This is a genomic window from Pseudomonas sp. IT-P176, assembly GCF_949767245.1.
Lineage (GTDB): Bacteria > Pseudomonadota > Gammaproteobacteria > Pseudomonadales > Pseudomonadaceae > Aquipseudomonas.
This window is the reverse complement of record NZ_CATKPN010000057.1, coordinates 145,506-167,060: the sequence shown is the minus strand read 5'-3', so window position 1 is coordinate 167,060 and position 21,555 is coordinate 145,506. Positions and strand designations below refer to the sequence as shown.

Below are 21,555 nucleotides of genomic sequence, written 5' to 3'. Positions count from 1 at the left end.
TTAGAGGAACAAGCCGGGGCCCGGGCGACTTCCTTCGGGGAATCTGACGCCCACTTTGGCAATCTTGTTCCCGTCCATGACCGCAACCGTCCAGATGGTGTTGTTCCATTCCACCTGGTCACCCACCACCGGAGCGCCGCCGACTTTCTGGGTAATGAAGCGGCCCAGCGGCATGTCCGGATCGACCCCTTCGAGTTGCAGCCCGTACAGCGCGGAAACCGCGCCCAGCTGGGCGTCGCCTTCGAGAACGAAGTCGCCGAAAAAACGCAGGTCGAGGCCCCGTTGCGGGGCCTGGCTGAACAGCTTTCCGAGGGCCGGGAGGTTGTGTTCATGGCCGATCACGCAGAGCAAATCATCGACTTCGAGCACCGTACTACCCGACGGATGGAGCAGTTGCTGGCCGCGAAACAGGGCAGCAATGCGGGTGCCTTCGGGCATTTTCAGCTCGCGCAGGGCTGCGCCGATGCACCACTTTTCCGCGCCGAGACGGTAAACGAACAGTTCCCACTCGCTGGTCACGTGCACTTCCAGGGCTGCGCGGGAGATCGGCGCGGGCTCCGGCGGCACCGTCACCTTCAGCAGCTTGGCCACCCACGGCAGGCTCGTGCCCTGGACCAGCAGCGACACCAGCACGATGAAAAACGCCAGGTTGAAGTACAGCTGGGCGTTGGGCAGCCCGGCCATCAGCGGGAACACCGCGAGAATGATCGGTACCGCGCCGCGCAGGCCGACCCAGGAAATGAACACCTTTTCCCGGCCATGGAAAGCCTTGAACGGCAGCAGGCCGACCATCACCGACAGCGGCCGGGCAAACAGGATCATCCACAGGGCCAGGCCAAGGGCCGGCAGGGCGATCGGCAGCAGGTCGTGGGGCGTGACCAGCAGGCCCAACACCAGGAACATGCCGATTTGCGCCAGCCATGCCATGCCGTCGAGCATGTGCAAAATGCCGTGGCGGCTGCGCACCGGGCGGTTGCCGATCACCAGGCCACACAGGTACACCGCGAGGAAACCACTGCCGTGCAGGGCGTTGGTCAGGGCAAAGACCACCAGGCCACCGGCGATCACCAGGATCGGGTACAGGCCGGTGGCGAGGTTGATCCGGTTGACCATCTGCAGCATCAGCCAGCCACCGCCCAGGCCAATCAGGCCGCCGATGCCGAACTCGCGCAGCAGGTGAGTCAGCAGGCTCCAGTGCAGGCCGGTCTGGCCGCTGGCAAGCATGTCGATCAGGGTCACGGTGAGGAACACCGCCATCGGGTCGTTGCTGCCGGACTCGATTTCCAGGGTGGCCGTCACACGTTCGTTGAGGCCCTTGCCGCCGAGCAGGGAGAACACCGCCGCGGCATCGGTGGAGCCGACGATGGCGCCGATCAACAGGCCCTGGATCAGGTTCAGGTCGAACAGCCAGGCCGCGGCCATGCCGGTCAGCCCGGTGGTGATCAGCACCCCGACGGTGGCCAGCGACAACGCCGGCCATAACGCCACGCGAAAGCTCGAAACCCTGGTGCGCAAGCCGCCATCGAGCAGGATCACGGCCAGGGCCAGGTTGCCGACCAGGTACGCGGTGGGGTAGTTATCGAAAATGATGCCGCCACCGTCGACGCCGGCGGCCATGCCCACGGCCAGGATGATCACCAGAATCGGGATGCCCAGACGGGAGGAAAGTGAACTTACTAGAATGCTCGCACCTACCAGCAACGCGCCGATCAAGAACAGGCTGTTGATGGTCGTCGCATTCAAAGGCAGTACTCCGGAAGCTGAAAGGCGGGCGCAAACTGACCATGCAGTCTGCGTGCCAGCGATTCTAACCTGTTGAAATGTGATGCTGTCAAAAAGCTTTTAAGTGGCCTGTTTCACCCCCGTGTAATCAAGGGGGCGCGGGTAACAATTGCTTGCCCCTGACGAGTTGCAGGAACCAGATGGGCCAATCGCAGTCTTTAACATTCGCAGGAAAGATCGCCGCCAGGAAAATCAAGGCTCTGCGCCGCAATAACCCTGGCGCCTGTGGTGACTTTTCTTTATCGTACGCGCCCTTTGAAAATGCCCGGAATATCAAAATGTTGGAAGCAACCCTAAGCCAATTGGAACAACTGGTCAGCGAGCTGGTGCAACAGAACCAGGAACTGCTCGGCACTAACCAGACCCTGAGCGCCGAGCTGGCCCAGGCCAAGGACGAAAACGAAAGCCTGCAATTGAGCCTGATGGAACAGGAAGAAAAGCAGGGTGCCACCGTAGCCCGTATTCAAGCCCTGGTTGAGCGTGTGAGCGCAGGTCCTGTGAACGCATGAATCACGGTGCCGATGGGGTAAAAGTCGTTTCCATTCTTGGAGAAGACTATTCGATCAAGGCGCCGGCCGGGGAAGAGCAGATGCTGCTCGACGCCGCGCTCATGCTCAAGGCGGTGCTGGCTGAGACCAAGAAGAAATACCCGACCCTGATCGGGGACAAACTGCTGGTGCTGACGGCGATGAACCTGTGTTCAAAGCAGTTGGAAATGCAGAAACGTCACCAACAGGAACTCGACCGTTACCAAGAGCAAGTCAGCGCCACGGTCGAAGTGATTGCCAAGACCATCAGTCAGGTCTGACTGAAAATAGCGTCGGCCCAACTGACGCTATCGCGGGCAAGCCCCGCTCCCACTTATCTGTGAACAACACAGATCCTTGTGGGAGCGAGCTTGTTCCGGGCGGCGATCCGATGATTGGATTTCAGCACCGCAAGGCAGTGATCAAAACCACTCATCCTGCATGCCCAGGCACACGTCATCGCGCGCTTCAAGAATCGCCAGCTCATGGTGGCAACCCGGCACTTCCCAGGTCAGGAAGTAGCGCGCCGCTTGCAGCTTGCCTTTATAGAAGCTCACATCCGCGGCATTGCCCTTGGCCAACCCTTCTTCGGCGCGGATCGCCTGTTCCAGCCAGCGCCAGCCGATCACCGTGTGACCAAATACCTTCAGGTACAGCGCCGAGTTGGCCAGGCTGCTGTTGACCTTGCCCTGAGCCAGGTCGGTCAGCAGGCCGATGGTCACGGTTTGCAGGCGCGCCACCAGCTTTTCTAGCGGCTCACGTAATGGCGTCAGCGATTCATATGCCTGGGCACGTTCGGCGGTGTCGGCGATCAGGCGGATCAGTTGCTTGAGCCCCGCGCCGCCGTTCTGCGCGAGCTTGCGCCCCAGCAGGTCCAGCGACTGAATGCCGTGGGTGCCCTCGTGGATCGGGTTCAGGCGGTTGTCGCGGTAGTACTGCTCCACCGGGTACTCGCGGGTATAGCCGTGGCCGCCGAGGATCTGGATTGCCAGTTCGTTGGCCTTGAGGCAGAACTCCGATGGCCAGGATTTGACGATGGGCGTCAGCAGGTCCAGCAGTTCGTGCGCCTTTTTGCGCTCGGCTTCGGTCTCAAGCGTCGTGGTGTCATCGAACAATCGCGCTGCGTAGAGGCCGAGGTCGAATGCGCCTTCGACGTAGGCTTTCTGGGTCAGCAGCATGCGCTTGACGTCGGCGTGCTGGACGATCGAGACCGGGGCGGTATTTGGGTCCTTGCTGTCCGGCAGGCGACCTTGCGGGCGTTCGCGGGCGTATTCCAGGGAATACAGGTAGCCGGCATACCCCAGCATCACCGCGCCCATGCCGACGCCGATCCGCGCCTCGTTCATCATCTGGAACATGCAGCTCAGGCCTTGGTGCGGCTTGCCTACCAGATAGCCGACACACTCCCCGTTATCGCCGAAGTTCAACGCAGTCGAAGTGGTGCCGCGCCAGCCCATCTTGTGGAACAGGCCGGCCAGCAGCACGTCGTTGCGCTTACCGAGGCTGCCGTCATCGTTGGCCAGGAACTTGGGGACGATGAACAGCGAAATCCCTTTCACGCCGGCCGGTGCGTCCGGCAGCTTGGCCAGCACCATATGCACGATGTTTTCCGAGAGCGGATGATCGCCGCCGGAAATAAAGATCTTGTTGCCCTTGAGACGATAAGTACCGTCAGACGCCGGTTCGGCGCGGGTGCGGATGTCCGACAGCGACGAGCCGGCGTGGGGTTCGGTGAGGGCCATGGTGCCGAAAAACCGACCGTCGATCATTGGCTGCAGGAAACGTTGTTTCTGCTCGTCGGTGCCAAAGCTCTCGATCAGGTTGGCCGCGCCCATGGTCAGGAACGGGTAGGAAGTGGTTGCCGCGTTGGCTGCTTGAAAGTGGGCGAAACAGGCTTGCGACAGCAGGGTCGGCAACTGCATGCCACCGGCTTCGAAACTGCGGGCGGCGTTGAGAAAACCGGCCTCGAGGAAGGCATCCACGGCAGGTTTGACTTCCGGGATCAGGATCGCCTTGCCGTCTTCATAGCGCGGCTCGTTCTCGTCGCCCTTGCGGTTATGGGGCGCAAAGTACTTCTCGGCGATGCTGCGGGCGGTGCCAATGGCCGCGTCAAAGGTCTCGCGGTTGTGCTCGGCGAAACGCTCGCGCTGAGTCAAACCCTCGGCATCGAGGACTTCGTACAGCTCGAAAGCCAGATTGCGGGAACTGAGCAGCGTCTCGGACATGGCGGCCTACCTGTTTTGGAATGGGCCGAGTCTAGAGGTGGGGAGGGCGGGGTGAACAGCAAGATTGATGAGCGTGATGGTGGGCAAGAGCGGTGACTTAACATACTCACCACAAACCACTGTGGGAGCTGGCTTGCCAGCGATGGCGGCAGATCAGTCAACACTAATGGTGACTGACACATCGCTATCGCTGGCAAGCCAGCTCCCACAGGGATTGTTGCTTGACCGGGCATCTGTTGCAGGTGCCCGGCTTATCGGTTTTAGCCAATAGTCATCAAGCTGGCGTTACCGCCGGCCGCTGCGGTGTTGACGCTCAGCGCGCGCTCGATCACCAGGCGTTCCAGCGCAATGCCGGTTTCCCCCGGCGCCTGGCCGTGGACCCCGACGATGGCGCCGGCACGGGTTGCCACTTGCTGGCAGACCGCACGCAACTGGTCGGAGTGACCGTGATGCAGCACGGCATCAATGACGACTTCGTCCTTGGTCCAGTCTGCAACCCGCTGGATGCGCGCCTGTACTTCTTTTGGCAGGCGGGCCAGCAGTGCCTTGCTCAGCTCGTTCTCCGGCATCACTGCCGAGCCGCCCACGGCCAGGACCGCAGCCAGTTGCGTCAGCAGGTCGCTTTCGCTGTCCGCCAGGCACAGTACGTGTTCGCGCGGCAGGATCGCATAGCTGTTGCGCTCGCCGGTCGGGCCGGCCAGGACGCGGGTGATACCGCTTTGCGATTGCTCGGCGAACTTCACGCACAGGGCGCTGAGGTCGTTGAGCTTGTGGCTGTCGGCCCAGGCTTGCAGGGCGGTCAGTGGCTTGCGCATGGCATCACGCAGACGCACATCCGGCGCTGTCTCGGCATCGGCACGGGCGAAGGATTGCTCGATCGCGTCGCTTGGGCGAGTCGACAGCAGGCGGTACAGGTACAGCGGGCCACCGGCTTTCGGGCCAGTGCCCGACAGGCCTTCGCCGCCGAACGGTTGCACGCCGACCACGGCACCCACGATGTTGCGGTTGACGTAGACGTTACCGGCATTGACGTTGTCGATCACCTTGGCGATGGTCTCGTCGATGCGAGTGTGCACGCCCAGGGTCAGGCCGTAGCCGGAAGCGTTGATCTGCTCGATCAGCAGGTCGATGTCTTTGCGCTTGTAGCGCACCACGTGCAGTACCGGGCCGAAAATCTCGCGTTGCAGCTCGTCGAAGCTTTCCAGCTCGATCAGGGTCGGCATGATGAAGGTGCCGCGTTTGACTTCCTCGCCATCGGCGATTGCCACCTGGTACACGCTGCGACCTTTGTCGCGCATGCCCTGGATGTGCTTCTCGATGCCAGCCTTGGCTTCGGCGTCGATCACCGGGCCGATGTCCACGGACAGGCGCTCCGGATTGCCCAGGCGGCATTCAGCCATGGCGCCCTTGAGCATTTCGATCACGCGGTCTGCCGAATCTTCCTGCAGGCACAGCACGCGCAGTGCCGAGCAGCGCTGGCCGGCGCTGTCGAAGGCCGAGGAAACCACATCGATCACCACCTGTTCGGTGAGGGCCGAGGAGTCGACGATCATGGCGTTCTGGCCGCCGGTTTCGGCGATCAGTGGAATCGGGCGGCCCTGGGAGTCCAGGCGCCCGGCGATGTTGCGTTGCAGCAGGCGCGCGACTTCGGTGGAACCGGTGAACATCACGCCTTTGACGCGATCGTCGCCGACCAGGCCGGCACCGACGGTTTCACCACGGCCTGGCAGCAGTTGCAGGACGCCTTCAGGGATACCGGCTTCGAGCAGCAGGCGCACGGCTTGAGCGGCGATCAGCGGGGTCTGTTCCGCAGGCTTGGCCAGTACCGGGTTGCCGGCGGCCAATGCAGCGGCCACTTGACCACTGAAGATTGCCAATGGGAAGTTCCACGGGCTGATGCACACCACCGGACCCAGTGGGCGGTGGGCGTCGTTGCTGAAATCGTTGCGTGCCTGCACCGCGTAGTAACGCAGGAAGTCCACGGCTTCGCGCACTTCGGCGATGGCGTTGGCGAAGGTCTTGCCGGCTTCGCGGGCCAGCAGGCCCATCAGCGGCTGGATCTCGCCTTCCATCAGGTCGGCGGCACGTTCCAGGATCGCCGCGCGCTCGGCGGGCGGGGTGGCCTGCCAGATCGGTGCGGCGTTGAGGGCGCACTGGATCGCATTGTCGACGTCTTCGACGGTGGCTTCCTGGACATGGCCGACCACGTCGCGATGATCCGACGGGTTGAGGACCGGTGCCGGGGTTTCGCTGCTGGAGGCACAACCGAGCATCGGCGCGGCTTTCCAGTTGTTATGGGCGCTCGACAACAGGGCGCAGGACAGCGAAGCCAGGCGATGTTCGTTGGCCATGTCGATGCCGCTGGAGTTGGCGCGCTCGCTGCCATACAGATCACGCGGCAGCGGGATACGCGGGTGCGGCAAGCCGAAGCCGCCTTCCAGCGTCGCCATCTGCTCGATCTGGTTCACTGGATCGGCCACCAGTTCCTGGATGGAGATTGACTGGTCGGCGATCCGGTTGACGAACGAAGTGTTCGCGCCGTTTTCCAGCAGGCGACGTACCAGGTACGCCAGCAGGGTTTCATGGGTGCCGACCGGTGCGTACACGCGGCACGGACGGTTCAGCTTGCCTTCGGAAACCTTGCCCACGACTTGTTCGTACAGGGGTTCACCCATGCCGTGCAGGCACTGGAACTCGTATTGGCCCGGGTAGTAGTTCTGACCGGCGATATGGTAGATGGCCGACAGCGTGTGGGCGTTGTGGGTCGCGAACTGCGGGTAGATGACTTCTGGTACCGACAGCAGTTTTCGCGCGCAAGCGATATAGGAAACGTCGGTGTACACCTTGCGGGTGTAGACCGGATAGCCTTCCAGGCCTTCGACCTGGGCACGCTTGATTTCGCTGTCCCAGTACGCACCTTTTACCAGGCGGATCATCAGGCGATGACGGCTGCGGCGAGCCAGGTCGATCACATAGTCGATCACGTATGGGCAGCGCTTCTGGTAGGCCTGGATCACAAAACCGATGCCGTTCCAGCCAGTCAGTTGTGGTTCGAAGCACAGGCGCTCGAGCAGATCCAGCGACAGCTCCAGGCGGTCGGCTTCTTCGGCGTCGATGTTCAGGCCGATGTCGTATTGCTTGGCCAGCAAGGTCAGCGACAGCAGGCGCGGGTACAGCTCGTCCATCACGCGCTCGTACTGGGCGCGGCTGTAGCGTGGGTGCAGGGCCGACAGCTTGATGGAGATGCCCGGGCCTTCGTAAATGCCGCGACCGTGGGACGCCTTGCCGATCGAGTGGATGGCTTGCTCGTAGGACGCCAGGTATTTCTGCGCGTCATGTTCGGTCAGCGCTGCTTCGCCGAGCATGTCGTAGGAGTAGCGGAAGCCCTTGGCTTCGAACTTGCTGGCGTTGGCCAGGGCTTCGGCGATGGTTTCGCCGGTCACGAACTGCTCGCCCATCAGGCGCATGGCCATGTCGACGCCCTTGCGGATCATCGGTTCGCCGCTTTTGCCGATGATGCGGCTCAGGGACGAAGTCAGGCCGGATTCGTTATGGGTGGAGACCAGTTTGCCGGTCAGCAGCAGGCCCCAGGTCGCAGCATTGACGAACAGCGACGGGCTGTTGCCCAGGTGCGGTTGCCAGTTGCCGGTGCTGATCTTGTCGCGGATCAGGGCGTCGCGGGTACCTTTGTCGGGAATCCGCAGCAGCGCTTCGGCCAGGCACATCAGGGCCACGCCTTCCTGGGACGACAGGGAGAATTCCTGCAGCAGACCCTGGACGATGCCTGCACGGCCGCCGGCGCTCTTCTGGTTACGCAGTTTTTCCGCAATCGAGGCGGCCAGCTTGTTGGTGGCATCGGCCATCGCTGCAGGCAGGCGGGCCTGTTCGAGCAGCATTGGCACCACTTCCGGCTCAGGGCGACGGTAGGCGGCGGTGATCGAGGCGCGCAGGACCGATTGCGGCAGGATGCTTTCCGCGAACTCAAGGAAGCACTGGTGCGCGTGGTCGACGTGCACGTCAGCGCTGTCATCGGCCTCGGCACGGGTCAAACCGTTGAGCTCGGTCAGGGTTGCACCACCCTCGAGTTTTTCCAGGTAATTGAAAATCGCCTGCTTGATCAGCCAGTGCGGCGTGCGATCAATCGAGGTCGCGGCGGCTTTGAGGCGCTCGCGGGTCGGGTCGTCGAGTTTGACCCCAAGGGTGGTGGTAGCCATATTTTTATCCTCATGTTTGCCACGACTGCGTGGCATCAGCTGGCGGCAAGATTAGCGGCGCACTGAGGGAGGTGCAACCTGGTGCAACCCTTTTTTGTCGGAATTATCGGCAGTTCGTCAGGAATTAAATTCAAGCAACAGCGCGTCGCCCCTGCTTGGTGCTTTTTCTCCCAGTCCGTTGAGTTTCTTGCTCCGAAAGGGAGCAAAAACTGTCCTTTAAAATAAATTTCCGACTGGGTGCAACTTATTCGGGCGAAACAGGTTGCACCTCATTTGCTTTGTTGAATAGCATTCGCGCCCAAGGTGCAACCATCCACGAGACGGTTCATCGGCTGATGGCTTTCCTGGGGAAACATCAGTCATAAATGCGCGGATTCTCCAATCGTCTTTCAAGCGTAATCGTTTGGTGGCGGTTCAACAGACCGCTGCTACATAAAAACAAAGCCAGGGCGTAACTCAATGAGTGCAAGCAATCCAACCCTGATCACGTTCGTGATCTACATCGCAGCAATGGTGCTGATCGGCTTCATGGCCTATCGCTCCACCAACAACCTTTCTGACTACATTCTCGGTGGCCGTAGCCTGGGCAGCGTCGTGACCGCGCTTTCCGCTGGCGCCTCGGACATGAGTGGCTGGTTGTTGATGGGCCTGCCAGGTGCCATCTATATGTCGGGCCTGTCGGAAAGCTGGATCGCCATCGGCCTGATCATCGGTGCCTACCTGAACTGGCTGTTCGTGGCCGGTCGCCTGCGGGTACAGACCGAGCACAACGGTGATGCACTGACGCTGCCGGACTACTTCTCCAGCCGCTTCGAAGACAAGAGCGGCCTGCTGCGCATCATTTCTGCCGTGGTGATCCTGGTGTTCTTCACCATCTACTGCGCTTCCGGCATTGTGGCTGGCGCCCGTCTGTTCGAAAGCACCTTCGGCATGTCCTACGAGACTGCGCTGTGGGCCGGTGCTGCGGCGACTATTGCCTACACCTTCGTCGGTGGTTTCCTGGCAGTCAGCTGGACTGACACCGTGCAAGCCACACTGATGATCTTCGCCCTGTTGCTGACGCCGATCATCGTGCTGCTGGCCACCGGTGGCGTCGACACCACCTTCCTGGCCATCGAAGCGCAAGATCCAAGCAACTTCGACATGCTGAAAAACACCACCTTCATCGGCATCATCTCGCTGATGGGCTGGGGCCTGGGCTACTTCGGCCAGCCGCACATCCTGGCGCGATTCATGGCGGCGGATTCGGTGAAGTCGATCGCCAAGGCGCGTCGCATCTCCATGACCTGGATGATCCTGTGCCTGGGCGGCACCGTGGCAGTAGGCTTCTTCGGTATCGCCTACTTCTCGGCGCACCCGGAAGTTGCCGGTCCTGTGACCGAGAACCACGAGCGTGTGTTCATCGAGTTGGCCAAGCTGCTGTTCAACCCATGGATCGCTGGCGTGCTGCTGTCGGCCATTCTGGCGGCGGTAATGAGCACCCTGAGCTGCCAACTGCTGGTGTGCTCGAGTGCCCTGACCGAAGACTTCTACAAGTCCTTCCTGCGTAAGAACGCTTCCCAGGTCGAGCTGGTCTGGGTCGGCCGCGCCATGGTCCTGGCGGTTGCACTGGTGGCCATCGCGATGGCAGCCAACCCGGAAAACCGCGTACTGGGCCTGGTGAGCTACGCCTGGGCCGGCTTCGGTGCGGCCTTTGGTCCGGTTGTACTGATTTCGGTACTGTGGAAAGGCATGACCCGTAACGGCGCACTGGCCGGTATCGTGGTAGGTGCGGTGACTGTGATCGTCTGGAAGCATTTCGAACTGTTGGGTCTGTACGAAATCATCCCGGGCTTCATCTTCGCCAGCCTGGCAATCTTCCTGGTCAGCAAGATGGGCGAACCATCGGCCGGCATGCTGCAGCGCTTTGCCGCAGCAGAGAAAGATTTCAACCTGAACAAGTAATTGCCAGGGCCAATGCCCTGATCAATCGCTGATCAAAGAACGGCCCGCAGCCTGATGGATGCGGGCCGTTTTCGTTGGTGGACTTTGCTGAAACAGGCAACTGCAAAAGCGCAGGCCCGCTCAGCCGTGAACCCCTGACTTGCTGGCCGGTAAAAGGTAAACTTCGCCTCCTTCGCAGGAGCAGCCATGAATTATCGTCACGCCTTCCACGCCGGCAATCACGCCGACGTGTTCAAACACCTGACCTTGACCCGCCTCATCGCCCTGATGTCGCGCAAGGAGCAGCCGTTTGCCTATCTCGACACCCACGCCGGCATTGGTCTGTATGACCTGCAGGGCGACCAGGCCAGCCGGACCGGTGAGTACCTGGAGGGTATCGCGCGATTGTGGGGCGAGCCGGACCTGCCGGTGCTGACGGCCGACTACATGCAGGTGCTGCACGAGATGAACCCGGATGGCCAGTTGCGCTACTACCCTGGCTCGCCGGAGCTGGCGCGGCGCCTGACCCGCCCGCAGGATCGTGTCCTGCTCAACGAGAAGCACCCGGAAGACGGCTTGCTGCTCAAGGACAACATGAAGGGCGATCGCCGGGTCAAGGTGCACCTGGGCGAAGGCTGGCATGTGCCCCGGGCGATGCTGCCGGTGCCTGAGAAGCGTGGCTTGATGCTGATCGATCCGCCGTTCGAGAAGCTCGATGAGATGCAGCGCTGTGCCGCTTCGCTCAAAGAAGCGATTGGCCGCATGCGCCAAACCGTGGCGGCGATCTGGTACCCGGTGAAGGACCAGCGCATGTTGCGCCGCTTCTATCAGGACCTGGCCGGCACGGGCGCGCCGAAGTTGCTGCGTGTGGAATTGCTGGTGCATCCGCTGGATACACCGAACAGCCTGAATGGCTCCGGGCTGGCGATTGCCAATCCGCCGTGGGGGCTGGAAGAGGAATTGCGGGAGTTGCTGCCGTGGCTGGCGCAGAAGCTGGGCCAGACCCAGGGTGGGTGGCAGATGGATTGGTTGATTGCCGAGAGTTGATCCGTCGCGTCATTGGCGTCTGATCTGACGCCATCGCGGGCAAGCCCGCTCCCACAGATTTTGTGGGAGCGGGCCGGGCGGCGCTCCGCTTGCCCGCGATGCTATTGACGATCTGAAAATCAGATCGGGCAGGTCACGCCTGTGCCGCCGATCCCGCAGTAGCCCTCAGGGTTCTTCGCCAGGTACTGCTGGTGATACGCCTCGGCGTAGTAGAAGGTCGGGGCCTGTTCGATCTCGGTGGTGATGGTGCCCATTCCCGCCTTGGTCAGTTGCGCCTGGAACGTCTGCTCGCTGGCCTTGGCTTCCTCCAGTTGTTCAGGTTTGACCGCGTAGATCACCGAACGGTACTGGGTACCGATGTCGTTGCCTTGGCGCATGCCTTGCGTCGGGTTGTGCAGTTCCCAGAACATCGCCAGCAATTGCTTGTAGCTGATCCGGTCCTGGTCATACACCACCAGCACCACTTCGGTGTGGCCGGTCAGGCCCGAGCAGACTTCCTCATAGGTCGGGTTGGGGGTGAAGCCGCCGGCATAACCCACCGCCGTGCTGACCACGCCTTCACGCTGCCAGAACTTGCGTTCCGCGCCCCAGAAGCAGCCCAGGCCGAAGATCGCGAACTCTACGTTGCCGATGAAGGGACCCAGCATGTACTGGTCCTTATTGACGAAGTGTTTCTCCGGTACGGTGATCGGGGATTCGCGGCCGGGCAGGGCTTGTTCTTTAGTTGGGAGCACGTTTTTGTTCACCAGAATTTCCGAGCGCAAGACCATGATCAGTCCTCTCAGTCAGAGTATGTAAGTAGTCAGACCGCCAGTGTGCCGAATAATCCCCGCGGGAGCGAGCGCCCGCAGGGATGACTCAGTCAGGCAATTGGGCCACGTGGGTAGCGTTTGAGCTTGTCGATCAGCTCGGCGCCGGGGATCGGCCGGTCGAACAGGTAGCCCTGGCCGACGTCGCAGCGATGGCGGCGCAGGAAGGCCAGTTGTTCGGCCGTCTCGATGCCTTCGGCCACCACTTTGAGCTTGAGATTATGGGCCATGGCGATCACGGCCGAGGTGATCTCCATGTCGTCCTGGTTGTCCGGGATCTCATGAATGAAGCTGCGATCGATCTTGATGATGTCGATCGGGAATTTCTTCAGGTAGCTGAGGGACGAATAACCGGTGCCGAAATCGTCCATGGCCAGGGTCAGGCCCAGGCGTTTGAGCTGGTCGAGCTGCAGGTGAGTGTCTTCGGTGGCTTCCAGCAACAGGCCTTCGGTCAGTTCAAGCTCCAGCAGGTGGGCGGGGAGCTTTTCTTCCTTGAGGATGTTGGCAATCGAGGACACCAGGTCCGGGTCGGAGAACTGCTTGGGTGACAGGTTGATCGCCACCTGCAGGTTGCCCAGCCCGGCAGCGCTCAGTTCGATGCTCATGCGGCAGGCCTGGCGGGCGATCCATTTGCCGATGGGGATGATCAGCCCGGTCTCTTCGGCGACGCTGATGAACTGGTCGGGGCGGATCATGCCTTTTTCCGGGTGGTTCCAGCGCAGCAGCGCTTCCATCCCCAGCAGGCGACCGGAGCGCAGGCACAGCTTGGGCTGGTAGAACACGTCCAGCTCGTTCTGGGTCAGGGCGCGGCGCAGGTTGTTCTCCACGAACAGCTTATAGCTGGCCTCGGCGTTCAAGGCTTCGGTGAATACCTGGACCTGGTGTTTGCCATTGGCCTTGGCCTTGTGCAGGGCCAGCCCGGCGTTGCGCATCAGTGTTTGCGGGTCGCGCCCGTGCAGCGGCGCACAGGCCACGCCGACGGAGGCGGTGACGCTGATCAACTGGTTATCGACGAACATCGGCTTGTCCAGCGTCATCAACAGCTGGCTGGCCATTTGCTGGCCGATAGACAGGCTGGCGTCATCCAGCAGTACCGCAAATTCGTTGCTGGCAAAACGCGCGAGGCTGCCACTCGGGCTCAAGCTGTTGCGCAGGCGGCGGGCCAGGCTGATCAGCAGCTTGTCGCCGGTCTGGTGGCCGAGGCTGTCGTTGATCCGCTTGAAATTGTCGATGTCCACCAGCAGCAGGCAGATCGGGCTGTCGCTGTCGCGGGCAAAACGTTCGTCGAGGTTGCGGATAAACGCGGGGCGATTGCCCAGGTTGGTCAGGTTGTCGGTATAGGCCAGGCGCTCGATGCGCTGCTGGGCCAGCTTGGTCTGAGTGATGTCTTCGTAGATGCCGATGTAGTGGGTCAGCTCACGGTTGTCGCCATACACCTTGGAAATCGACAACTGGCCCCAGTAGGGCTCCAGATTCTTGCGCCGGCTCTTGAACTCGCCTTGCCAGCTGTTGCTCTTGGCCAGGCTCGAGGGCGCGTCGAACAGCAGTTCGCTGAGATTTTCCAGGGCCGGCAGTTCCGACAGGCGCTGGCCGTGGACTTCTTCGGTGCTGTATTGGGTGATCGCCGTGAAGCTGGGGTTGACGTACTCGACCACGCCGTCGCAATTGACCAGCAAAAAGGCGTTGGCACTTTGCTCGACCGCACGCTGGAACAGGTGCAGGGCGCTGGTAGCGGTGCGCCGGTTGTGGTTGTTGATGACCTGGGCAAACTGGTCGGCCAACTCGCCGGCGAAAGCGATTTCGTCCGACTGCCAGGCACGGGTCACGCCGGTCTGTTCCAGGCACAGGACGCCGACCACCTGGCCGTCCACGCGGATGCTGGCATCGAGCATGGCGTTGACGTCCCGTGGACGCAGGCTCTCGGCCATTTCCCGGGTGCGCGGGTCATGCATGGCGTTGTGGGCATCGATGGCCCGGCTCGAGTGCAGGGCTTCCAGGTAATCGGGGAAGCCGCTGGCGTCGATCACTTCAGGTAGCCGGTGTTCCTGCGAAGAGCGGTGGTAGGCGGAAATCGGCAGCAGTTGGCGATTTTCCAGGTTCCACAGGCTGGCGCTGTCGATCTGGTAGATATCGCAGGCACTGCGGGTAATCAGTTCGGCCGCTTCGCGCAACGAATTGCCGGAGCTGTAGCGCTGGCGCGTCAGCAGCAGGATCAGGTCTTGCTGGGCACGCATGCGCTCCAGGTGTTGCAGTTGTTCCTGCTGGGCGCGCTGGTTCAACTCCAGGGCAATCTGCAGGCGCGAATTCTGGGTTTCCAGGTCAAGTGCCGGCAGCAAGGGGTCGTCTTCGAACAGGCCGTCGACCACCAGCAGATAACCGCGCAGCAGGTGCCGATTGTGTTGTTTATAGGCTTCGCCCATTTCCAGCAGGCTCAGGGAGCCCTGGGCAGTGTGCAGGGTGTAGCGGATCAGGTAGTGCGGGCTTTGGCTCAGTTGCTGCTGGATCGTATCGTGCAACTGATAACGGGCTTCAGGCTCCATCAGGCTGGCGTAGGGCGAGCCGACCAGGGCGCAAAGCTCTACGGCGGGCAGGCCGAACTGGCGTTCGCAGTTGGGGTCGAGAAACAGCAGGGCCCAGCTTGCTTCATTCAGCCGCTCGAAACGCAGCATGCCGAGCCGCGAGGGCACAGGCAATTGCGTCACTACCTCGGCCACCATTCGGCTGGCGGCATCGGGATGGCTTTTCATGGAAGAAACTCGCTTCGAAAATGCTGAACGCGACGTGCTCACGCCCTCTGTGTAGCCAGCGGCAAGGTTGCATGATGCCGCCCTGGCTGACAATAGAGGATGAAGGCTTAGTGCTATAGGTGTTTATCGGCCGAAACACGGATTTCTGTAGGAAAACTGCGCGTAATTTGTGGGATTTCGTAAGGCCACACCTACACAACAAGTGGCAGAGTCTGGGGGGGAGGGTGCAGGGGAAGGTTTACCGAATACAACAGGTCGCCACCCGTGTCGCGGTACTCCACGCGAATATGCTCGGTGCGCACCGTCAGGTGGGCGAAGTTGTCCTGGCTGATCACCTTGCTTGTCCATTCGAGGTAATAGTCGCCGGCAGCGGTTTTCGCCAACGGCTGGTCAAGGATGAACGACGAGGACTTGGCAAAGGGCAGCCAGGCGCTGTTGCAGAACGGTGACGAGACGATGGTCTGCACCTCGAAGTCCGGGTCTGTGGTGTGGCGTAGGCGCGAGGTGAGTGAGCCGTGGACGTCACCCGAGATGATCAGCACATTCCTGATCTTGTGCAGGCGGATACTTTCGAGGATGCGCAGGCGCTGTTCGGGGAAGGCTTTCCAGGTGTCACTGTCATTGCCTTTACTGTCCGGGAACAGCATGACGCCCGTGACCAGCATTTTGACCCGCGCCGGGCTGTTGATCAGCCACTTGAGCACCGCTTGCTCTTGATCGGCATCGATGATGCGTCGGTCGTCGGCCGAGAGGTTGCGTCGGGTTCGGGTGTCCATGACAAACCACTCGATGTCCCCCTGGGCAAACTGGTACCAGTAATGTGGCGGCTGGCCAGCGGGTTGCTCGCCAGTCGCCATTTCATACGCCGGGCCATGACTGGCTTGATAGATTTCGTACGCGGCCATCGCGTTGCGATACAGGCTGGTGTCGTTGCGGCTGGCGTTGGCGGGCCAGTTATCTTCTATTTCGTGGTCGTCGAGAATCATGTAGGTCGGTAAAGAAGCCATTAGCGCCTGAATATAGGGCTGAGAAAAGGCCGCACGGTACTTGGCGAGAATATCCGGGTAATCGAGGTCCGGGGCGACGACGTTCATGTCGTCCAGATACACCTGGTCACCGGTCATCACCAGTCCGCTGATCGCTGGCGAGGAAGTGTCCGCCAGCCGCTTGATCGCCGCAAAGATCCGGTCGCCCTTGGCGGGCGCTATCGGGATACCCAGAGTCATGCGCAGGTAGCGGCACGAGCCGACGATGTAGCTGCGGGGTGTGCAGGCTTTGCTGGAGGCAGTGCGAAAGCGATAGGTTTCCCGGGGCCATTGCAGTTCTAACTGGTCAAGGACTTCCAGGGCTGGTCGGGTATCGCCCGTATTGAACCAGCCTGCCTGGTACTCATACTCGGTATCGTTGGCGAGGTCATGCAGCGCGATTACCGCCGACATATCGCGAGCCGTCGTCAACTCGGCAAAAAGCCCTTTGGACCAGTTCGGATCGCCCGTGCGGCGATAACGCAGCCCGGCAAATACCCAGGCGTTGGTCACTGGGGCGCCTCGCAGAAACAGGCGGGTGTGTTGAAAGGTGGTATGGCCAACAATCGGGCCGACAGTAGGCTTGAGCATATTCGAATCCATTCGAAGTGCGGCGTGGGAAGTCGCGTCCAGCACGCTATGTGTGCTTTGCGATTGATCTTATGGCTGGAGGGCATTTAAGAATTGGCGGGGAAGTGGACCCGGGATGTGGTCCTGGTCAACTGTTGGCGTAGTCTTGGGTGTTAACGCCGGTAGGAATGCGTAGCGGTTTTGCCTAAGCGCCTTTCGAGGTTGGGCTGTTTTGCAGGCAAAAAAAGCCCCGCCAATTGGCGGGGTTGAGGTACGAGCGTGGCGCTCGGAAAACGTGGAGCACGCAGGGCCCTTCGCGAAAGAAGGGCCCTGCGGTCTTACAGCAGGATGGTGCGGATGTCGCCCAGCAGGTCGCTCAGACGCTTGGTGAAACGGGCCGCAGCGGCGCCGTTGATCACACGGTGGTCGTAGGACAGCGACAGCGGCAGCATCAGTTTCGGCTGGAAGGCTTTGCCGTCCCAGACGGGCTGGATGGTTGCCTTGGACACGCCGAGGATCGCCACTTCCGGTGCATTGACGATCGGCGTGAAGCCGGTGCCGCCAATGTGGCCGAGACTGGAGATGGTGAAGCAGGCGCCTTGCATGTCGTCGGCCGTGAGCTTCTTGTCGCGGGCTTTGGCAGCCAGCGCAGCGGCTTCGCCAGCCAGTTGCAGCAAGCTCTTCTGATCAACGTTCTTGATCACAGGAACCAGCAGGCCGTCTGGGGTATCAACCGCAAAACCGATGTTCACGTACTTCTTGCGGATGATCGCCTTGCCGCTTGGTGCCAGGGAGCTGTTGAAGTCCGGCAGTTCCTTGAGCAGGTGTGCGCAAGACTTGAGCAGCAGCGGCAGAATGGTCAGCTTGACGCCAGCCTTCTCGGCCACAGCTTTCTGGGCAATACGGAACGCTTCCAGCTCGGTGATATCCGCCGAGTCGAATTGGGTCACGTGCGGAATGTTCAGCCAGCTGCGGTGCAGGCTCGATGCGCCGATTTGCATCAGGCGGGTCATCGGCACTTCTTCGGTTTCACCGAAGCGGCTGAAATCCACGACTGGAATCGGAGGGATGCCAGCGCCGCCTGTAGCACCGGCGGCCGGGGCTTCCTTGGCCTTCTGCATCATGGCCTTGACGTAAACCTGCACGTCTTCCTTGAGCACACGACCGTGCGGGCCGCTAGGGCTCACCGAATTCAGCTCGACGCCGAATTCACGGGCCAGTTGGCGTACGGCCGGACCGGCGTGAACCTTGGCACCGCTTGGCGCTGACGCAGCAGCCGGGGCCGCAGCGGCCTCGGCTTTGGCAGCTGGCGCAGGGGCGGCAGCGGCAGGTGCCGCTTCAGCCTTGGCCGCCGGAGCTGGCGCAGCAGCGGGTGCTGGGGCTGCAGAGGCTGCGCCCTGGACTTTGAGCTTGAGGATAAAGTCGCCAGTGCCGACTTCGTCTTCGAGCTTGACCGCGATGCTTTCCACGACGCCGGCAGCCGGCGAAGGGATTTCCATGCTGGCCTTGTCGGATTCCAGGGTGATCAGCGACTGATCAGCCTCGACGGTGTCGCCGACCTTGACCAGCAGTTCGATGATCTTGGCCTTGCCCGACGAGCCGATGTCCGGGACATGAATGTCCTGCACGGTGGCGGCGGCAGGTGCAGCAGCCGGGGCCGCAGGGGCCTGGGCTGCAGCTGCAGGCTTTTCAGCAGCAGGAGTGGCAGGAGCAGCGGCAGGAGCGGCTGGCGCAGGGGCTGCATCAGCAGCACCTTCGATTTCCAGCTCCAGCAGTTCGTCGCCTTCTTTCAGGCGATCGCCCAGCTTCACTTTCAGGCTCTTGACCACGCCGGCCTTGGGAGCAGGGATTTCCATGCTCGCCTTGTCCGACTCCAGGGTCAGGATGCTCTGGTCGGCTTCGACTTTGTCGCCGACCTTCACAAACAGTTCAATTACTTCACCTTCACCGCTGCCGATGTCAGGTACGCGAATGAGTTCGCTCACGGAAAATCTCCTCAGCAGTCCAGTGGGTTGCGTTTTTCCGGGTTGATACCGAACTTGGCGATGGCTTCAGCCACAACCTTAGGTTCGATGTCACCACGGTCAGCCAGTGCTTCCAGGGCTGCCAACACCACGAAATGACGGTCAACTTCGAAGAAATGACGCAGTTTCTTGCGGCTGTCGCTGCGGCCGAAACCGTCAGTGCCCAGGACTTTGAATTCCTTGGACGGTACCCACTGACGGATCTGCTCGGCGAACAGTTTCATATAGTCGGTAGAGGCAATCACCGGACCTTTACGGCCGTTCAGGCACTCTTCGACGTAGCTCAGCTTAGGCTTCTGGCCTGGGTGCAGACGGTTGCTGCGCTCCACGGCCAGGCCATCGCGACGCAGTTCGTTGAAGCTGGTAACGCTCCATACGTCAGCGCCGACGTTGAACTCTTCACGCAGAATCTTCGCCGCTTCACGGACTTCACGCAGGATGGTGCCGGAGCCCATCAGCTGTACGTGGTGCGCCGCTTCGCGGTTGTCTTCTTCGAGCAGGTACATGCCCTTGATGATGCCTTCTTCCACACCGGCCGGCATGGCTGGCTGCTGGTAGGACTCGTTCATCACGGTGATGTAGTAGAAAACGTCCTGCTGCTCTTCGGTCATCTTCTTCATGCCGTCCTGGATGATCACCGCCAGCTCGTAGCCGTAGGTTGGATCAAAGGTGCGGCAGTTCGGGATGGTGGCAGCCAGGATGTGGCTGTGACCGTCTTCGTGTTGCAGGCCTTCGCCGTTCAGCGTGGTCCGCCCAGCGGTACCGCCGATCAGGAAGCCACGGGTACGGCTGTCGCCGGCCGCCCAGGCCAGGTCGCCGATCCGCTGGAAGCCGAACATCGAGTAGAAGATGTAGAACGGCAGCATTGGCTGGTTGTGGTTGGAGTACGAAGTACCGGCCGCGATGAAGGAGCTCATGGCACCTGCTTCGTTGATCCCTTCTTCAAGGATCTGGCCCTTCTTGTCTTCCTTGTAGAACATCACCTGGTCTTTATCGACTGGCTCGTAGAGCTGGCCGACGGAGGAGTAGATGCCCAACTGGCGGAACATGCCTTCCATACCGAAGGTACGGGCTTCGTCCGGGATGATCGGGACGATGCGCGAACCGATTTCCTTGTCCTTGACCAATTGCGCGAGGATCCGCACGAAGGCCATGGTGGTGGAGATTTCACGGTCGCCCGAGCCGTCCAGGATCGCCTTGAGGGTGTCCAGTGGCGGGGTCGGAATGCTCACGCTCTGGGCGCGGCGCTGTGGCACGAAACCGCCCAGTGCAGTACGACGCTCGCTCAGGTAGCGGGCTTCAGCGCTGTTTGGCTCAGGCTTGAAGAACGGCAGGTTCTCCAGCTCTTCGTCCTTGACCGGGATGTCGAAACGATCGCGGAACAGCTTCAGGCTTTCAACATCAACCTTCTTGGTGTTGTGCGCGGTGTTTTTCGCTTCGCCGGCACCGGTGCCATAACCCTTGATGGTCTTGGCCAGGATGACGGTCGGTTGTTCTTTGTGGTTGACCGCTTCGTGGTACGCCGCGTAGACCTTGTACGGGTCGTGGCCGCCACGGTTGAGCTTCCAGATCTCGTCGTCGGACAGATCGGCAACCATCGCCTTGAGTTCTGGCGTGTTGAAGAAGTGCTCACGGACGAACGCGCCGTCCTTGGCCTTGTAGTTCTGGTACTCGCCGTCTATGACTTCGTCCATGCGGCGTTGCAGGATACCGTCGACGTCCTTGGCCAGCAGTGGGTCCCAGAAACGGCCCCAGATGACTTTGGTCACGTTCCACTGGGCACCACGGAACACACCTTCGAGTTCCTGGATGATCTTGCCGTTGCCGCGAACCGGGCCGTCGAGGCGCTGCAGGTTGCAGTTGATGACGAAGATCAGGTTGTCCAGCTTCTCGCGGCCAGCCAGGGAGATCGCGCCCAGGGATTCGGGCTCGTCGCACTCGCCGTCGCCCAGGAAGCACCAGACTTTCTGCTTGCCTTCCGGAATGAAGCCACGGGCTTCCAGGTACTTCATGAAACGTGCCTGGTAGATCGCCTGGATCGGGCCCAAGCCCATGGATACAGTCGGGAACTGCCAGAAGTCAGGCATCAGCCAAGGGTGCGGATAGGACGAGAGGCCCTGGCCGTCGACTTCCTGGCGGAAGTTGTTCATTTGTTCTTCGGTGATGCGGCCTTCCATGAACGCACGGGCGTAGACGCCTGGCGAGGTGTGACCCTGGAAGTAGATCAGGTCGCCGCCGTGTTCGTCGGTCGGGGCCTGGAAGAAATAGTTGAAGCCGATGTCGTACAGGGTAGCGCTGGAGGCGAAGCTGGAGATGTGACCGCCCAGGTCAGAATCTTTCAGGTTCGTACGCATCACCATGGCCATCGCGTTCCAGCGTACCAGCGAGCGAATGCGGCGTTCCATGAACAGGTCGCCAGGCATGCGTGCTTCGTGGGTAACGGGGATGGTGTTGCGGTATGGCGTGGTGATGGCGTAAGGCAGTTGCGAACCGCTACGGGTTGCGAGTTCGCCCATACGGGTCATCAGATAGTGAGCACGGTCTTCGCCTTCTTTGTCGAGAACCGATTCCAGGGCGTCCAGCCATTCCTGGGTTTCGACGGGATCGAGGTCTTGCATGGCTTGCTCCAGGGCGGAAAGGCTACCAGAATCGGTTGCCTGAG

Annotated in this window: 12 protein-coding genes; 4 read left to right on the top strand and 8 right to left on the bottom strand. The window is 61.2% G+C overall.

Going from position 1 to position 21,555, the window contains the following annotated elements; all coding sequences use genetic code 11:
* Positions 1 to 1,743, bottom strand: a complete 1,743-nt coding sequence (locus ACM6IP_RS17160; protein ID WP_095167167.1) for a potassium/proton antiporter — start codon at positions 1,741 to 1,743, stop codon at positions 1 to 3.
* A 317-nt stretch (positions 1,744 to 2,060) separates the two neighbouring features.
* On the opposite strand from ACM6IP_RS17160, the gene ACM6IP_RS17155 reads away from it, so the two are divergent.
* Entirely contained in the window at positions 2,061 to 2,291 is a 231-nt protein-coding gene (locus ACM6IP_RS17155) for a hypothetical protein (RefSeq protein WP_095167165.1), read from the top strand.
* A complete protein-coding gene (locus ACM6IP_RS17150; RefSeq protein WP_095167163.1) occupies positions 2,288 to 2,590 on the top strand; it encodes a cell division protein ZapA in 303 nt (100 codons plus the stop codon). Before ACM6IP_RS17155 ends, ACM6IP_RS17150 begins: the two co-directional genes overlap by 4 nt.
* A 141-nt stretch (positions 2,591 to 2,731) precedes the next feature.
* On the opposite strand, the gene ACM6IP_RS17145 is transcribed toward ACM6IP_RS17150, so the two are convergent.
* Both ACM6IP_RS17145 and putA read right to left on the bottom strand, forming a co-directional pair.
* Positions 2,732 to 4,534, bottom strand: a complete 1,803-nt coding sequence (locus tag ACM6IP_RS17145; RefSeq protein WP_414861933.1) for an acyl-CoA dehydrogenase — start codon at positions 4,532 to 4,534, stop codon at positions 2,732 to 2,734.
* Between the two features lie 260 nt (positions 4,535 to 4,794).
* The gene (gene putA / locus ACM6IP_RS17140; RefSeq protein WP_414861932.1) at positions 4,795 to 8,748 is read right to left on the bottom strand and encodes a trifunctional transcriptional regulator/proline dehydrogenase/L-glutamate gamma-semialdehyde dehydrogenase; all 3,954 of its coding nucleotides are present in this window, start codon (positions 8,746 to 8,748) and stop codon (positions 4,795 to 4,797) included.
* Positions 8,749 to 9,207: 459 nt separating this feature from the next.
* On the opposite strand from putA, the gene putP reads away from it, so the two are divergent.
* The gene (putP, locus tag ACM6IP_RS17135) at positions 9,208 to 10,692 is read left to right on the top strand and encodes a sodium/proline symporter PutP (protein WP_414861931.1); all 1,485 of its coding nucleotides are present in this window, start codon (positions 9,208 to 9,210) and stop codon (positions 10,690 to 10,692) included.
* 186 nt (positions 10,693 to 10,878) lie between these two features.
* The gene (locus ACM6IP_RS17130; protein ID WP_095167158.1) at positions 10,879 to 11,718 is read left to right on the top strand and encodes a 23S rRNA (adenine(2030)-N(6))-methyltransferase RlmJ; all 840 of its coding nucleotides are present in this window, start codon (positions 10,879 to 10,881) and stop codon (positions 11,716 to 11,718) included.
* A gap of 119 nt (positions 11,719 to 11,837) precedes the next feature.
* Here ACM6IP_RS17130 and msrA read toward each other — a convergent pair whose 3' ends face one another.
* The 5 genes from msrA to aceE form a co-directional block, all read right to left on the bottom strand.
* Entirely contained in the window at positions 11,838 to 12,488 is a 651-nt protein-coding gene (gene msrA, locus ACM6IP_RS17125) for a peptide-methionine (S)-S-oxide reductase MsrA (RefSeq protein ID WP_095167157.1), read from the bottom strand.
* 92 nt (positions 12,489 to 12,580) lie between these two features.
* The gene (locus ACM6IP_RS17120; protein ID WP_414861930.1) at positions 12,581 to 15,274 is read right to left on the bottom strand and encodes an EAL domain-containing protein; all 2,694 of its coding nucleotides are present in this window, start codon (positions 15,272 to 15,274) and stop codon (positions 12,581 to 12,583) included.
* A 191-nt stretch (positions 15,275 to 15,465) separates the two neighbouring features.
* The gene (locus ACM6IP_RS17115; RefSeq protein ID WP_414861929.1) at positions 15,466 to 16,890 is read right to left on the bottom strand and encodes an alkaline phosphatase D family protein; all 1,425 of its coding nucleotides are present in this window, start codon (positions 16,888 to 16,890) and stop codon (positions 15,466 to 15,468) included.
* A gap of 317 nt (positions 16,891 to 17,207) precedes the next feature.
* Entirely contained in the window at positions 17,208 to 18,854 is a 1,647-nt protein-coding gene (gene aceF / locus ACM6IP_RS17110) for a dihydrolipoyllysine-residue acetyltransferase (RefSeq protein WP_401128942.1), read from the bottom strand.
* Between the two features lie 11 nt (positions 18,855 to 18,865).
* Positions 18,866 to 21,511 carry a pyruvate dehydrogenase (acetyl-transferring), homodimeric type gene (aceE, locus tag ACM6IP_RS17105; RefSeq protein ID WP_095167153.1) on the bottom strand — a complete coding sequence of 882 codons (2,646 nt, stop codon included), beginning with the start codon at positions 21,509 to 21,511 and terminating at the stop codon, positions 18,866 to 18,868.
* Positions 21,512 to 21,555: the final 44 nt, after the last annotated feature.